Source organism: Pseudomonas sp. LG1D9 (assembly GCF_002949995.1).
GTDB lineage: Bacteria > Pseudomonadota > Gammaproteobacteria > Pseudomonadales > Pseudomonadaceae > Aquipseudomonas > Aquipseudomonas proteolytica.
Window position 1 is genome coordinate 2,952,752 of record NZ_CP026881.1, and the last position, 15,346, is coordinate 2,968,097.

14 protein-coding genes and 1 pseudogene are annotated in these 15,346 nt (G+C 61.9%); 1 reads left to right on the forward strand and 14 read right to left on the reverse strand.

The features are described 5' to 3' along the window. Window positions 1-96: 96 nt before the first annotated feature. Window positions 97-2,322 (forward strand): glycoside hydrolase, encoded by a 2,226-nt coding sequence (locus tag C5F71_RS14025; protein ID WP_104911344.1) that lies wholly within the window; start codon window positions 97-99, stop codon window positions 2,320-2,322. 8 nt (window positions 2,323-2,330) lie between these two features. Here the strand turns inward: C5F71_RS14025 and C5F71_RS14030 are convergent, their stop codons facing one another. The 14 genes and pseudogenes from C5F71_RS14030 to C5F71_RS14095 form a co-directional block, all read right to left on the reverse strand. Then, on the reverse strand, window positions 2,331-2,597 hold the full coding sequence (locus tag C5F71_RS14030) for an acyl carrier protein (RefSeq protein ID WP_070995008.1): 267 nt from the start codon (window positions 2,595-2,597) through the stop codon (window positions 2,331-2,333). Further along, the gene (locus tag C5F71_RS14035; protein ID WP_104911345.1) at window positions 2,587-3,153 is read right to left on the reverse strand and encodes a hypothetical protein; all 567 of its coding nucleotides are present in this window, start codon (window positions 3,151-3,153) and stop codon (window positions 2,587-2,589) included. The genes C5F71_RS14030 and C5F71_RS14035 overlap by 11 nt, the downstream gene beginning before the upstream one ends. A 166-nt stretch (window positions 3,154-3,319) precedes the next feature. Continuing rightward, complete coding sequence (locus tag C5F71_RS14040; RefSeq protein ID WP_104911346.1) at window positions 3,320-3,955, reverse strand: bifunctional 2-polyprenyl-6-hydroxyphenol methylase/3-demethylubiquinol 3-O-methyltransferase UbiG; 636 nt, start codon at window positions 3,953-3,955, stop codon at window positions 3,320-3,322. A 40-nt stretch (window positions 3,956-3,995) separates the two neighbouring features. Next, entirely contained in the window at window positions 3,996-4,640 is a 645-nt protein-coding gene (locus C5F71_RS14045) for a methionine ABC transporter permease (protein ID WP_104911347.1), read from the reverse strand. Then, entirely contained in the window at window positions 4,630-5,745 is a 1,116-nt protein-coding gene (locus tag C5F71_RS14050) for a methionine ABC transporter ATP-binding protein (RefSeq protein WP_070995010.1), read from the reverse strand. Before C5F71_RS14050 ends, C5F71_RS14045 begins: the two co-directional genes overlap by 11 nt. Before the next feature lie 2 nt (window positions 5,746-5,747). Next, window positions 5,748-6,557, reverse strand: a complete 810-nt coding sequence (locus C5F71_RS14055) for a MetQ/NlpA family ABC transporter substrate-binding protein (protein ID WP_104911348.1) — start codon at window positions 6,555-6,557, stop codon at window positions 5,748-5,750. 146 nt (window positions 6,558-6,703) lie between these two features. Continuing rightward, on the reverse strand, window positions 6,704-8,056 hold the full coding sequence (locus tag C5F71_RS14060; RefSeq protein WP_104911349.1) for an LLM class flavin-dependent oxidoreductase: 1,353 nt from the start codon (window positions 8,054-8,056) through the stop codon (window positions 6,704-6,706). Further along, window positions 8,056-9,249, reverse strand: a complete 1,194-nt coding sequence (locus C5F71_RS14065; protein WP_092232716.1) for an SfnB family sulfur acquisition oxidoreductase — start codon at window positions 9,247-9,249, stop codon at window positions 8,056-8,058. Before C5F71_RS14065 ends, C5F71_RS14060 begins: the two co-directional genes overlap by 1 nt. 23 nt (window positions 9,250-9,272) lie before the next feature. After that, window positions 9,273-10,514, reverse strand: a complete 1,242-nt coding sequence (locus C5F71_RS14070; RefSeq protein ID WP_104911350.1) for an SfnB family sulfur acquisition oxidoreductase — start codon at window positions 10,512-10,514, stop codon at window positions 9,273-9,275. A gap of 184 nt (window positions 10,515-10,698) precedes the next feature. Beyond that, window positions 10,699-11,475 carry a hypothetical protein gene (locus C5F71_RS14075; RefSeq protein ID WP_029299557.1) on the reverse strand — a complete coding sequence of 259 codons (777 nt, stop codon included), beginning with the start codon at window positions 11,473-11,475 and terminating at the stop codon, window positions 10,699-10,701. A gap of 362 nt (window positions 11,476-11,837) precedes the next feature. Further along, window positions 11,838-12,583 (reverse strand): annotated as a pseudogene (tcyN, locus tag C5F71_RS14080) (L-cystine ABC transporter ATP-binding protein TcyN). 3 nt (window positions 12,584-12,586) lie between these two features. Next, window positions 12,587-13,252, reverse strand: a complete 666-nt coding sequence (gene tcyL / locus C5F71_RS14085; protein ID WP_029299561.1) for a cystine ABC transporter permease — start codon at window positions 13,250-13,252, stop codon at window positions 12,587-12,589. After that, window positions 13,252-14,046 carry a cystine ABC transporter substrate-binding protein gene (gene tcyJ / locus C5F71_RS14090; RefSeq protein WP_029299562.1) on the reverse strand — a complete coding sequence of 265 codons (795 nt, stop codon included), beginning with the start codon at window positions 14,044-14,046 and terminating at the stop codon, window positions 13,252-13,254. The genes tcyL and tcyJ overlap by 1 nt, the downstream gene beginning before the upstream one ends. 282 nt (window positions 14,047-14,328) lie before the next feature. Continuing rightward, the gene (locus C5F71_RS14095) at window positions 14,329-15,321 is read right to left on the reverse strand and encodes a D-cysteine desulfhydrase (protein WP_104911351.1); all 993 of its coding nucleotides are present in this window, start codon (window positions 15,319-15,321) and stop codon (window positions 14,329-14,331) included. Between the last annotated feature and the right edge of the window lie 25 nt (window positions 15,322-15,346).

Genomic DNA, 15,346 nt, shown 5'->3' on the forward strand with positions numbered 1-15,346 from the left:
GCTGGCAGTGGGAAAAATCTTTAAATGGGCCTCGGAAAAGTTCCGATCAACGAAATGTTTTACCCTCGGGCTTTCGCTCCTGTGAAGGCCCACGTCATGCCCCTTAACTTGCGCCGTGCCTTGTGCATCTGTGTGCTGCTGCTGTCGCCACTGGCAGTTGCCAGCACCGTTCTGGAAAACCCCCATTGGCGTATTGAACTCGACGCGGCCACCCTGGCCGTGCGCGTGACTCCGGCGGGCGACGAACCGGTGCAAGCTGCCAGTGGCGTGGCGGCCCATCAGGTCAGCCAGTTGAAAAAGTCCAAACAACAGGCCGATTGGCAATGGGACAACGGCGCCTATCGCCTCAGCGCCACCCTCGACCAGCGCGACCTGATCCTCACCGTCAGCGCACGCGAGGCCGCGGAGCTTGAGCTTATCCGCCAGCCTGCCAGCGCCATGGGCAATGGTTTGATCTGGCCCTTGGCCGAGGGGCATTACATCCCTGCCGGCAATCGTCTCTGGCAAGACTTCCTGCTCGAACAGGGCGACGTGAACAGCACCCAGGACCTGAGCCTGCCGTTATGGGGCGTCGACCACGGCAGCTTTACCCTCAACTGGCTGCTGACCAACCCCTACAACAATCGCTTGCAGTGGCAGGCCGAGGGCTCGCGCCTGGGCTTGTCGCTGCACCATGAATTCACCGGCCTTGACCCCACCGCGCCCATGACCCTGCGCCTGAACCTGGGCGAGGCCGACGTGCTGGCCGGCGCCAAACGCTATCGCCAATGGCTGATAGAGCAGGGGCGCTACGAGCCTTTGGCAGACAAGCTGCAACAGATCCCCGCCGGCAAAAAACTGTTGGGCGCCAGCCATGTGTACCTGTGGGGCAATGACCTGCTGGGGCTGGGCGATGTGCGCGATTGGGCGCAGTTACGCACATTGCTGCGCGCCCCTGACGGGCTGGGCGCGCAACTCAATGGCCTGCTGGACCCGCAAGCGGCGCAGGTGGTGCAAGTCACCCTGCCGTTTCTGGACCGCTATCAGCAAGGCGTGCTGCTCAGAGGGCTTAACGCGGCGCTGAACAAAAAGGCGCGGCTGAACTGGCAGGCCCAGGTGCAGCCCGATATGCAGGCACTCGTCGCCGGCTACGGCGCAGTCCGTGAGGAACTGGCGTTGGCGTTTGCCAGCGCCTTGAACTCCCCCCCTCAAGCCTGGGGCAGCACGTTGTCGACAGCCACGATAAAGACCCTGCAGGACAGCGGCCTGCAACGCCTGCTGTTGACCCTGGGGGAGGGCTGGGAAGGCGGGCTCTGGCACCCCGAGGCTGTGCGCAAGGGGGTCGAGGCCGGATACTTGATGGCGCCCTATGACTCTTATGAAACCGCGCTGGCGGATAGCGAAAACCCCGATTGGATCACCGCGCACCTGGGCAGCCGCGCCTACCGAGACTGCGCGATCATGCTCAAGAACGGCCAGCTCAAGACGGGTTTCCAGAAATCCGGGCACTACACCGACCCGCGCTGCGTGCGCCCGTTGCTGCAGGCGCGGGTGACAGCGGTGCAGGCCGCGGCCGGTTTCAATGCCTGGTTTCTCGATGCCTATGCCACCGGCATGCTGTTTGACAGCTACCGCTCAGTGCTGGGCATGACCCAGGCGCAGAACGCTGAAGGCAATGTCGATGCGGCACGCTGGATCGGCAGCCACCTCCAGGTGCCGGTGGGCTCTGAAGACGGCAACGCCACCACCGCCCGGGGTGTGTTGTTCGCCCATGGCATGCAGACGCCGGTCATGGGCTGGGGCGACCGCGAGATGACCCAGGACAAACAATCGTCTTACTACGTTGGGGCCTGGTACCCACCGGAACAGCCAGCGGTATTCTTCAAGCGCGTGCCACTCAAAGAGCCGCTGCGCACCTTGTACTTCGCCCCGGCGATGCGCCTGCCGTTGTATCAGGCGGTCTTTCATGGCTCGGTCATCACCACCCATCACTGGTTGTTCGACAGCCTGAAACTGAGCAATGTGCAGGCGCAGAACGAGCTGACCCAACTGCTTTACAACGTGCCGCCGCTCTATCACCTGAGTGCCGCTACGTTGAAGCAGCGCTTGCCAATGATCCAGCGCCAGGATGGGTTCTTTCGCCCATTGCATGAGCGCCTCGCGACCCAGGCACTGACGGATTTCCGCTGGCTGAGCAGCGACCGGCTGGTGCAGCAGACGACCTTTGCCGATGGCACGCGGTTGGTGGCCAATTTTGCGCAGGAGCAAAGGGAAGGCTATGCGGGGCGCAGTGTGACGGCGTTGGTGGTGGGGGCAGGGCCGGTGGTGTATCAGGTGGATTAGCGATGGCGTCAGTTGCCTCCCCGCCGAGATTGAACTATCAAATCGACAACTTGCTGGATAGTCGTGATGTGATCCCAATCATCCTGAGTTGCCTGCAATTTGAATTGCCATTTGATCTGCATGACAAAGCAGGTCAGATCTTCATCAATGATCTTAAAGTCGTGGATGAAGTCCGTTTGTTCTGTCACCTGGCTTAGGTCGATAAAGCCAATGATATCGACGAAAAGCCGGATCACTTTTTCACTGATCTCGGCCCTGGTCAGGTTACTTTCCATTTCTTGCCTCATAGGCACACTTACCAATACTAATAAGATCAAAAACAGCCAAACCTGCAGCAACGAAGGGAATGCCTCGCCCGAGAATGCCAAATACCCGGACGGTACCAAAAGTAGCTTTCGCCATGCTGGCCAATGTCGGCTGCCTGATCAGTGTCCGAGGGAAAAAGCGCATTCCAATAAGGCTAGCCAAGTTTGTTGTTTTGCTGGAGCCAACGTGAACCCAGGTTCCCACGGCAATTTTGCTGATAGGTATGCCCGCCATGCCGGTTATAACCGTTGCTGCTGTCAAGCCGTAGTGTTGCTGTGTGCATTTCCAGAGCTCTTCAAAAGTAGTGTTCGGTACAGAAGAGTCGGCATGGGTGGGTGTGAGTAACTTGTACTTGGCGCCATGGGTCCAGCCTGGTGTATTAGGCAAAGCCATGACTGCCGGGCAGCTTGTCATCGTATTTCCTAGATGAAATGCCATGCTGGCAGTCGAGCCGAAATCTATGCCATTTCGGTCTAGCTCAAGTTGGCTTCGCATGATTGCCGCATGAAGATCGCTTTCCTGCATGACGTAATCCCTGTTCGTAAATGACAGGCGAGATGTTATGTCGCAGCAAGGGATGAATAGGCGGGAGAGAGGTAAATCCGGAAGTGTCCGACGTGACATTAGGGGCGAGCTTACTGACTATTCAGAAAGTCGGTAACAGCCTCGACTTGCCCGCGATAGCATCCGCTCAGACAACCCCAACCTTACGCCACACACTGGCCAACCAAGGCTGCTGCTCGAGCGGCAGGCCTGCCGGGCGATAGTAGTGCTCCAGCTCCTCAAACCCCGCCGTCGTCAGCAGCCCCTGCCAGGCCGCAATGTCGTGGTACGAGCCATACCGCGGCCCGTTCCAGCCCTCCTGGTTTTCCCCTCGGGGGTTGGAGCTGAACAAGACGCCACCCGGCTTCAACGCCCCATGCAGCTGCCTGAGAATGCGCGGCAATTCCTGCTTGGGAATATGAAACAGCACCGCATTGGCAAAGATCCCATCGAACCGCCCGGCCGGTAGGTCGAGTTTGAGGAAGTCCTGGTGCAGTACCTCGCAGCCGCTGTCCTGGCGCGCCATCTGTGCAAACCGCTCGGCGCCATCGAGCCCGACGGCGGTATGTCCCAGGCGGGTAAACGTCTGCAAATCGCGCCCCGGCCCACAGCCGAAATCCAGCACGGTAAACGGTGCATCACCCTGGATATGCCGCAGCAACGCGTCGATGTTTTGGCTCACATCATGGTCGCGGGTGCCTTCGCGAAAATCCTCGGCCACCTGGTTGTAGTGGCCCAGGGTGGTGGAAGTAATCTGGTGGAGGTCGTCGGGGGCGAGTTTCATGGCAGTCGGCACCAGGGCAAAGAGAGGTGCCGACTATACCTCAGCGCTTGTTGAGCCCGCGCGCCAGGCGATCGCCGCCCAGTTGGATCACCGCCACCAGAATCACCAGCAGCACAATCACCGTGAGCATGATCTGGCTGTCGAAGCGTTGGTAGCCGTAGCGGTAGGCGATGTCCCCCAGGCCACCGGCGCCAATCGCCCCGGCCATGGCCGAGGAGTTGATCATGGTCACCAGGGTAATGGTGAACCCGCCGACAATCCCCGGCAGCGCTTCCGGCAACAGCACATGCCAGACGATATGCCAGCGCCGGCAGCCCATGGCCTGCGCCGCTTCGATCAGGCCGTAGTCGACTTCACGCAGGCTGACTTCGGCGATCCGCGCAAAGAACGGCGTGGCGGCGATGGTCAGCGGTACCACCGCTGCCCACACGCCATAGGTGGTGCCGACGATCAGCCGGGTGAAGGGGATCAGCGCCACCATCAGAATCAGGAACGGGATGGAGCGGAACAGATTGACGAACGCTCCCAGCACCCGGTTCAACGCCGGGGCCTGGTAGATGCCGCCCTTGTCGCTGGTCACCAGGAACACCGCCAGCGGGATCCCCACCAGCAACGCGATCAACGATGACACGCCCACCATCAACAAGGTGTCGATGGCGCCCTGCAATAAACGATCAAACCACATAACCCAGCACCTCGACCTGTTGTGCCCAGCGCGTGGCGCGGGTGCGTAATGTGTCGGCGTCCAGGGTTGAGCCCGTCACCGCCAGCAGCAATTGCCCCAGGGCGTGGCCCTGGATGCGTTCGACCCCACCTTGCAGCAGGCGCACGCGCCCACCCAGGGCGCTGAACAGCGCGGCGAGGTCCGGTTCATCGGCACTGGCGCCGGTAAACTGCAGGCGCAGCACTACCGCCGCATGCGCCGACTGCGGCGTGGCCTGCAGGCGTTTTTGCAACTCGTCGGGCAAGCCGTGTTGCAGGGGCGCCAGCAGGGTTTTGCTGACCTCGTGCCGAGGGTTGCCAAACACCTCCCACACCGGGCCTTGCTCGACGATCCGCCCATGTTCGAGCACCACCACGCGGTCGCAGATTTCGCGGATCACGGCCATCTCATGGGTGATCAGCACGATGGTCAGGCCCAGGCGCTGGTTGATCTCGCGCAACAGGCCGAGGATCGACTGGGTGGTTTCCGGGTCCAGGGCCGAGGTGGCTTCGTCGCACAGCAGGATCTGCGGGTCGTGCACCAGCGAGCGGGCGATGCCCACCCGTTGCTTCTGGCCGCCGGACAACTGCGCCGGGTACGCCTTGTGCTTGTCCTGCAAACCGACCAATTCCAGGAGCTCACGCACTTTTTGCTCGCGCTGTGGCTTGGGCACACCGGCCACTTTCAGCGGCAGTTCGACGTTCTGCCACACGGTCTTGGCCGACATCAGGTTGAAGTGCTGGAAGATCATGCCGATGCGCCGCCGCAGGGCCACCAGGCGGTCTTCGTCGAAGTCGCCGATATCCACCTGGTCGATCAACACCCGGCCGCTGCTGGGTTGTTCCAGGCGGTTGATGGTGCGGATCAGCGACGACTTGCCAGCGCCGCTGCGGCCGATGATGCCGAACACTTCGCCGCGCTGGATCGCCAGGTCGATGCCTTGCAGCGCGTGCACCGTGCCGTCATAGGTTTTGCCCAGGTTGATAAAACGCACATGGGCGTGGTTCAAGTCCGGATGCAGCTCTGTCTGCCGGGCGTCCGCGGGCGGTGTGCCGAGGTCGCGCAGTTGGGCGTTGGCGGCGCTCATATTCAGCCTTCCCAGCCGACTTGGTAGAGCTTGCCCAGGGATTTATCCAGGGCTGCGCGGACCACCGGCGAGTGCTGGTAGATCTCGACGAACTTGATCACCCGTGGGTCGCTGGTGCCTTTGGGCTGGGTCACGAACTGGATCACGTATTCCGGGTGGTCGAGGCCGTCGAACAGCAGCGCCGACTCGGCATTGAAGGTCTTGGACAGGCGGATATAGGCCGGGTAGCCCTGCACCAGGTCGGCATCGTCATAGGCGCGCACCAGCTGCACCGCTTCGACTTGCAGGATCTTGATTTTTTTCGGGTTGGCGACGATGTCTTCTTCGGTGGCCTTGTAGCCCACGCCCGGCTTGAGGGTGATCAAGCCTGCCTTGGCCAGCAGTTGCAGGCCGCGCCCGCTGTTGATCGGGTCGTTGGCGATGGCCACGCTGGCGCCTTGGGGCAGTTCATCGAAGCTTTTGTATTTTTTCGAGTACAGGCCCACGTTGTTGATGATCCCGGGCTTGAATGGCACCAAGTCAAAACCGGCAGCGGCCTTGGCGTTTTCCAGGAAAGGGATGTGCTGGAAGTAGTTCACGTCGATATCGCCGGCGGCGAGGCTGACGTTGGGCGCGATCCAGTCGGTGAACTCCACCAGCTCGACTTTCAGGCCCTGCTTGCCGGCCTCTTCGACGGCGGCCTCCAGGGGAATGGCGAAGGCGGCGGTGGTGCCGACTTTGAGCGGCGCATCGGCGGCAAAAACCGCCGAGCTGAACAGGCCGAGGGCCAGGGCCAGTGCCTTGACTGGGTGGGAGAGCAGTATTTTTTTCATGGTCGATTTCCAGTCGTAACGTGTAGGTATGAGCAATAAAAATCTAAATGTGGGAGCGGGCTTGCTCGCGAATGCGGTGTGTCAGCTAGCAAATTCGGTGACTGGCACACCGCATTCGCGAGCAAGCCCGCTCCCACATTTTTGGGTTAGTGGCGGTAGTGAGAGCCGGTGTGTTGTTTGGGTAAATGGGCATCGCCGTGGAACACTTTTTCGCGCAGGGTGCCCGCGTCATAAGCCGTCTTGTACGACCCACGCCTTTGCAACTCGGGAATCACCAGCTCGATAAAATCCACATAGCTCTCCGGCGTCACAATGCGCGTCAGGTTGAAGCCATCCAGGCCGGTCTCGGCGATCCAGGACTCCAGCTCATCGGCCACCTGCGCAGGCGAACCCACCAGGGTGATATAGCGCCCGCCCAAAGCGTGCTGCTCCAGCAGTTTTCGACGGGTCCAGTCGTTGTTTTGCAAGGCCTTGGTGGCTGACTGGATGGCGTTGCTCTTCACGTACTGGATCGGTTCATCCAGTTCGTATTGCGAAAAGTCGATGGCGGTAGACGCACTGAAGTGCGCCACGCCGGCTTCGGCACTGGCGTAGCTCAGGTACTCGGCATGCTTGGCCCAGGCCAGTGCCTCGGTGGCGCCGACAATCACGTTGAGCCCCATGAACACCTTGATGTCGTGCGGGTTGCGCCCGGCCTCGACCGCGCTGGCGCGCACCTTGTCCACTTGCACCTTGGTCGCGGCCTTGTTCTGCCCGCTGATAAATACACACTCGGCATGGCGCCCGGCGAACAGCAGGCCGCGCTCCGAGCTACCGGCCTGGAACAGCACCGGCGTGCGCTGCGGCGAGGGCTCGCAGAGGTGATAGCCCTCCACCTGATAGAACTCGCCATGGTGCTCGACCTTGTGCACCTTGCCCGGCTGGGCATAGATGCGTTGTTGCGGGTCGTTGAGTACCGCGTCGTCTTCCCAGCTGCCTTCCCAGAGCTTGTACAGCACCTCCAAGTACTCGTCGGCCTGGTCGTAGCGCCGGTCATGCTCGACCTGTTCGGTGAGGCCCATGGCCTTGGCGGCGCTGTCCAGGTAGCCGGTGACGATGTTCCAGCCCACCCGGCCACGGCTCAGGTGATCCAGGGTGGACATGCGCCGGGCGAACAGATACGGCGGCTCATAGGTCAGGTTGGCGGTCAGGCCGAAACCCAGGTTCCTGGTCACGGCGGCCATGGCCGAGACCAGCAGCAGCGGGTCGTTGACCGGCAGTTGGATGGACTCCTTGAGCGGCACGTCGACCGAGCCTTGATAGACGTCGTACACGCCAACGATATCGGCGATAAACAAACCGTCGAACAGGCCACGCTCCAGCAGTTGCGCCAGTTCAGTCCAGTATTCGAGGGTTTTGTATTGGGTCGAGGTGTCCCGTGGATGAGTCCACAGGCCGTGGTTGATATGCCCGATGCAGTTCATGTTGAAGGCATTGAGCAGGATCTTTTTCTTCGCCATCAGATGGTCCCCCGCAGTGGCGGGTTCTCATCGTTGAGGTAGTAATTGCCCACCGCGTGGTACTTCCAGCGCACCGGGTCGTGCAGGGTATGCACCCGGGCGTTGCGCCAGTGGCGGTCCAGGCCATGTTCGGCGAGGGTCGCCTGGCTGCCGGCGAGTTCGAACAGGGTGCTGCCGGCGGCCAGGGAAATTTCGGTGCTCAGGGCGCGTACTTCGGCCACGGCAATCGAGGCCGCCGCGACGGTTTGCGCGGTACTGTCGGCCTGGGCGCGGTCGAGGAATTCGCCGGAGCGCTCCAGCAGGGCTTCGGTGGCGTGCAGGCGCACGCTCAGGTGGCCGAAGCTCTTGAGGGTCAGTGGGTCTTCACTGGCCTTGTCGTTGCCCGAGTCGATCCACGGCCGGGTCTTAGTGCGCACAAAATGCAGGGCATCTTCAAAGGCCGCGCGGGCGATGCCGGTGTCGATGGCGGCGTGGAGGATCTGGGCCAGCGGGCCCACGGTGGTCGGGCGCTCGAAGGCGCTTTGGAACGGGATCACGTCTGCTGCCGCGACCCATACGTTGTCGAACACCACCGAGCCGCTGCCGGTGGTGCGCTGGCCAAAGCCGCTCCAGTCGTCGATCACCGTCAGGCCCTGGCTGTCGTGCGGGACAAAGGCCAGTTGCTGCACGCCGTGCTCGTCCACCACCGATGTGGGAATGCGCTGGGCGTAGATCGCGCCGGTGGCGTAGAACTTACGGCCACTGATACGAAACCCGTCGCCGTCACGGGTAATCGCGGTCACCCGGTCATGGGCGGTCTTGGTACCCAGTTCCGCCAAGGCATTGCCAAAGCGCTGGCCGGCCAGGACCTCGGCGTACAGGCGCTGTTGCTGCGCCGGGCTGCCATTTACCCGCAGCACTTCCAGGGCATAGAAATGGTTCTGCGGGATCTGCCCCAATGAGGCATCGGCCTGGGCAATCAGGGCGATGACCTTGGCCAGGGTGACGTTGGATACGCCAGCGCCGCCGTAGGCCTTGGGCACGCTGATGCCCCACAGGCCGGAACGGGAAAAGGCTTCCAGTTCGGCGAGCGGCAGGCGCCGTTCGCGGTCGCGCAGGGCGCTGTCACGGCGAAAGTCTTCGGCCAGGTCGCTGGCGACAATCAGGGCTTGTTCATCGCTGGTGATGACCGCGACGGGATGGGAAAGCGTCATGTTTTTCTCCAGAGGTCTGGTCGTCAGATCCAGGAATGCCGGGCCGGCAATGTTCCATTGAGGTGCCAAGCGCCCACCGCGTGATATTTCCAGCGCACCGGGTCGTGCAGGGTGTGTACCCGGGCATTGCGCCAGTGGCGGTCGAGGTTGAATTCGGCGAGGGTGGCGCGGCTGCCGGCCAGTTCGAAGAGCTTCTCGCTGACCAGCAACGAGACTTCGGTGGTCAGCACCTTGGCTTGGGCCACGGCAATCGAGGCCCGGGCGGCGGAGTGCTCGGTGATGGGCGCGGCGCTGACCTGGTCCAACACTTGGCCGGCCTTGCGCAACAGGGCTTCGGCGGCGTGCAGCTCGATTTTCAGTTTGCCGATATCGGCAATCACGTAGAGGTCGTCACTGGCCCGCTCGACCTTGGCGTCGATCCAGGGTCGTGCGCGCTCACGCACAAAGCTGATGGTGTCGTCGAGGGCGCCGCGGGCGATGCCGGCGTCGATGGCCGCCTGGATCAATTGCGAGACCGCGCCCTGGATGCCCGGGGTTTGCCCCAGGCGCCAGGTCGGCACCACCAGGTCGGCGTCTACCGGCACATTGTTGAGCAGCACGGTGCCGCTGGCGGTGGTGCGTTGGCCAAAACCCGACCAGTCATCGACGATGCGCAGGCCCGGCGTGCCCCGTCGCACAAACGCCATGACCTGGCGGCCTTCGTCATCCAGGGCCTTGACCGCGACCCAATGGGCGAACAGCGCGCCGGTGGAGTAGAACTTCTGGCCGTTGATGACAAGGCCGTCACCCTCGGCGCTGATCCGCGCCTTCAAATCCAGGGTGTTTTTGGTGCCGCGTTCCGGGCCGCCGTTGCCGATGCGCCAGCCATCCAGCACGCTTTGGAACAGCTGTTTTTTCTGCTCTTGGCTGGCCGCACCTTGCAGCACGTGCAAGATGCCGAAGTGGTTCTGCGGGATCTGCCCCAGGGCCGGGTCGGCGGCGCTGATAATGGCGAACACCTCGGCCAGGGTCACGAACGACACTTGCGGGCCACCGTATTCGCGGGGGATGGAAATACTGCCCAGGCCACTGCGGGTGAACTGTTCGAGTTCGGCCCAGGGCAGTTTGCGCTGGCGGTCGCGCAACCCGGCTTGCAGGCGGGCAGCCTGGGCAAGCTCGTGGGCGGCGGCGAGGGCTTCACTGTCGTTGCGCAGCACCTTGGCGGGCAATAGCAGCGGGGCGATATCCAGATCGCTCTGGAGGGGCGATTGCGCCAAGTTAGACATCGGTGCGCCCCTGCGTGGCTACACGTAATGCCCTGGCGTTGTGCACCGGGGTAATTTTGACCATACCTACCTCACATCCGTGGAAAGCTTAAAAATCAGGAATGTCCGGTGGTCCGGTGTATATACCCTAAGCGTGTTTATTTTTTAAATAAACTAACTTTTAGGAATATGCATAGAAGGTCTGTCACCCCGGCTCGCAAGGCGAGCCAGGACGCCGTGGCTGGTACACCGACGGATGGCCGGCCGGGCCATGGGCCTGGGCCTGGCCGATGCTCACGGTGCGTGGCGGGGCCCAGCGGGAGTTGTTGCCCACACGGTCGATCACGCAGTAGGTGACCTCCTGGCGTGCATCGTCGCCCGCGTCGAGGATCAGCGCCGAAGGCACCCAGACATGCACCGGCCGGCCCACCTCATGGGCCTGGATGGGCGGCAGGTCAAGGCGCGCGTCGCCCCAGCGCAGGGTGATTGCATCGCCGGTGGCCATGTTCAGGTAGGGTTCGATGATCAACGGCACGCCCCGGCGGATCTGGCTGGGGTTGACGCCATGGCGGCGAATGGTTTCCGGCAGGCCGACCGGGGCCAGGCTCTGGTTTTCTTCACCACACAGCACCGATGGCTGGCCGCCAGGGCACGCGGTCTTGACCTGCACGCGGGTGATCAGGGAGCGCGCCGGGCCGCGCCCCACTTGCATGACCCGGTAATGAATGCGTGCGGCGCCATTTTGCACAAAACTCTCGGGCACCCGCAGGCTGCTGGGCTGGCCGATATCGGCGGCGCCTACGCGCTTGGAGGCGGCAAAGCAGTTATTCCAGAACAGCTCGATCAGGTCGCCCTTGCCCATGTTTGGGTAGGGGGCGATATCGACCTGCAAATGGGTGGCGGCGTGCGCATTGATACCTTGTTTGAGGGCCTGGGGCACTGTCGGCGCGGCGAACATGGCCAGGGGGGGAAGGTGCTTCATAAATAATCTCCTTGATGCAGCCAGCAGCGATCGTTCCGAGCCCCGGAGGGGGGTTCGAAAGGAACGATTTTTTTGAAAAGCCAGGATAGGATCCAATCCTTTGGGCCTTAGATAAGAGGGTTGGCCAGGGGGCGTCAATGGCGGCAAAAGGCTAAACGGCGGGTTTGGGATTATTCAGATGGGTCTGACTGGGAGGGGGGTAAAGGCGGGTTTGGGTAGGGTGCTTTTCTATGTGATGAGCGCCGATCCCTGTAGGAGCGAGCTTGCTCGCGAAGAACGTCAACGATAACGCGGAGAATCAAATTAACCGTGTCGTCTGGGCGTTTTTCGCGAGCAAGCTCGCTCCTACAGTGAGTGGGGGGTTAGTGGGTGAGGAATTTGCTGAGGAACTGCCGGGTCCGTTCTTCCCTGGGGTTGGCAAACAGCGCCTTGGCTTCGCCTTGCTCGACGATCACGCCCTTGTCGAAAAAGATCACCCGGTTGGCCACGTCCCGCGCAAAACTCATTTCGTGGGTGACGATGACCATGGTGCGGTTCTCTTCGGCCAGGCTGCGGATGGTCGCCAGTACTTCGCCCACCAACTCTGGGTCGAGGGCCGAGGTCGGTTCATCGAACAGGATGACTTCCGGTTCCATTGCCAAGGCCCGGGCAATAGCCACCCGTTGCTGCTGGCCACCGGACAGGCGCCGGGGGTAGGCGTCTTCCTTGCCCGCCAGGCCGACCTTGGCCAGTAGCGAACGACCGAGGCGGTCGGCGGCTTCGCGGGGCATCTTCTTGACCACCAGCGGCCCTTCGATGACGTTTTCCAGCGCGGTGCGGTGGGGAACAGGTTGAAGTTCTGGAACACAAAGCCCACATGCTGGCGCAGGCGCCGCACCAGGCTTTGTTGCTGGTTGAGCGGGCGGCTGCCGTCGATCTGGATGTCGCCGACCTTGATCCGGCCGCTGGTGGGTTCTTCAAGGAAGTTCAGGCAGCGCAGGAAGGTCGTCTTGCCAGACCCGCTGGGGCCGATGATGGCGACGACTTCGCCTTCCTTGACCTCCAGGTCGATCCCGTTGAGCACCACTTGGCCCTTGAATTGTTTGGTCAGTTTTTCAACCACGATCATGCGTCAAGACTCCAGGTCATGCCGGTTGACCCGGTCTTCCAGGCGATTTTGAAAATGCGCCAGGATGCTTGCCAGGACCCAGTAGATCAGGGCCGCGGACAGGTACATGGTGAAAATTTCAAAGGTGCGCGCAGACACCAGTTGGGCCTGGCGGAACAGTTCGGGCACCTGGATGGTGGCGGCCAGCGCCGTGTCCTTGACCAGCGAAATAAAGCTGTTGCCCAAAGGCGGCAGGGCCGTGCGCATGGCCTGCGGCAGGATGGCCCGGCGCAGGGTTTGCGCGCGGGTCATGCCAATACTGGCGGCAGCTTCCCACTGGCCACGTTCGATGGAGCCGATGGCGGCGCGCAGGATTTCACAGGCGTAGGCGGCCATGTTCAGCGAAAAGCCGATCATCGCCGCCGGGATCGGATCCAGCTCGATCCCCACTTGCGGCAAGCCGTAGTAGATCAAAAACAGCTGTACCAGCAACGGCGTGCCGCGAAAGAACGAGACGTACACCCGGGCGGTCCAGCTCAAGAGCTTGAAGCGCGACAGGCGCATCAAGGCCAGGCCGAAGCCCAGCAGCAAACCGAAAAACATCCCGCCGAGGCTGAGGATCACCGTGTAGTACGCGCCCTTGAGCAGAAAGGGCGCGGAGTCGAGCGCGAGTTGGAAACCTGCTTCCATTATTGAGTGACGTCAGCGTTGAAGTATTTCTCGGACAGCTTCTTCAAGGTGCCGTCGGCGCGCAGTTTGTCGAGGGCCTGGTTGACCGCTTCAAGCAGCTCAGGCTCGCCTTTGCGCAGGGCAATCCCGGCTTCCTGGCGGGAGAAGGCTTCACCGGCAGCGGCGGTGTCCGTGGCTTTCTTCGCATATTCCAGGGCCGCCAGGCGGTCGATCAGAATCGCGTCGATACGGCCGATGCGCAGGTCCTGGAACTTGGTCGGGTCGTCGTTATAGGTCTTGATGATGGCTTTGGGTTGGTTGTCCTTGAGCCATTGTTCGTAGTTGGTGCCCAGGCCTACCCCGACTTTCTTGCCGGCCAGGTCATCGGCGGTCTTGATGGTGTCGACGTTTTTCGCCAGGGTCAGGGCCTGGATCCCGGAGACGGTGTAGGGCTTGGAGAAATCGTACTTTTTCTGGCGCTCTTCGGAGATCGTCACCTGGTTGACCACGGCGTCGAGGCGCTTGGATTCCAGTGCGGCGAGGATGCCGTCCCACGGTGTGGCTTGCAGCTTGACCTTGACGCCCAGCTCCTTGGCCAGGGCTTCGGACAGCTCGACTTCAAAGCCGCTGAGCTTGCCGCTTTCATCAACGAAGCTGAACGGTGGGTAGGTGCCTTCCAGGCCGATCTTGATCTCGCCGGCCTTCTTGATCTTGCCCAGTTGCTCGCCGGCAACCGCCTGGCCCAGCAACCCGGCGCCAAGGGCCAGGCCCAATGTGCCAACCAGCAATGTGCGACGCAATACAGAAATAGTCATGACAAGCCCCTGTGTTTTTTGTGGTGTGCGAAGCAGGTGACGCAGTGGTCGTATCCTGCCCTAAAAACGCGGTGTGTGGGAGCGCGACTATAGGGCGAGGTTTAAAGCGTTAAAAATAATATAAATTTAGTTTTATATTCTATTAAGGAATATGAATTCGATGAAAAATCAATTGTGGAAGCGGGCTTGCTCGCGAATGCGGTGGGTCATTGATGGATAGTTTGACTGATACACCGCGTTCGCGAGCAAGCCCGCTCCCACATTTAGTAGGCATGCCTCCCGTCAGAACAATGAGTCATAGGCAAACAACGCCGGCGCCCCGCCGGTGTGCAGGAAGATGATCGGCCCGTCTTCGAACGCCCCGCGTCCGATGCCGTCCAGCAACCCGGCCATGGCCTTGCCGGTGTAGACCGGGTCGAGCAGCAGGCCTTCCTGGCTCGCCAGCAGCTTGATTGCCGCCAGGGTGCCGGCGTTGGGTTCGCCGTAGCGCGGGGCGAAGTATTCGTCCCACAGGATCACCTTGAACGCGTCGGGTACCTCCACTCCCAGCAACTGCGCCGTGCGCTCGCCCAGGCCCTGGACCTTGGGCCGTTGCGCTTCGTCGGTGCGCGATACGGTGACACCAATCACCGGCAAGTCCGGCTGCACCTCGCTCAATGCCAGGGCCAGGCCGCTGTGGGTGCCGGCGCTGCCGGATGCCAGGACCACCGCCGCGAATTGCAGGCCGCTGGCGTCAATCTGCGCGGCCAGTTCCAGCCCGGCGCGCACATAGCCCAGGGCGCCCAGGGCGTTGGAGCCGCCGATCGGCACCAGATAGGGATTTTTGCCATTGCTGCGCAGGCGCTCGGCCAGGGCATGGAGTTGCTCGTCGGCGTTGTCCAGGTTTTCGACGAGTTCGACCTTGGCGTCGAACAGCTCTACCAACAAGCGGTTGCCATTGCCCAGGTAGTTGGGGTCGTCGGTGCCTGTGGGGTTTTCCAGCAGGGCGACACAGCCCAGGCCCAGCTTGGCCGCCAGGGCGGCGGTCTGGCGCACATGGTTGGACTGGATCGCACCGGCGGTGATCAGCGTATCGGCGCCCTGGGCCAGGGCATCGGCGGCGAGGTATTCGAGCTTGCGCAGTTTGTTGCCGCCCATGGCCAGCGGCGTGGTGTCGTCGCGCTTGATGTAGATATCACGGCCCAGCCAGGTCGACAGTCGTTCGAGTTTTTCCAGGGCGGTGGCGCCACCCAGCAGTTCCAGACGATTAAAACGGTCGAGCTGTTGTTTGATCATGGTCACGCACGGGTAAGAGGAGATG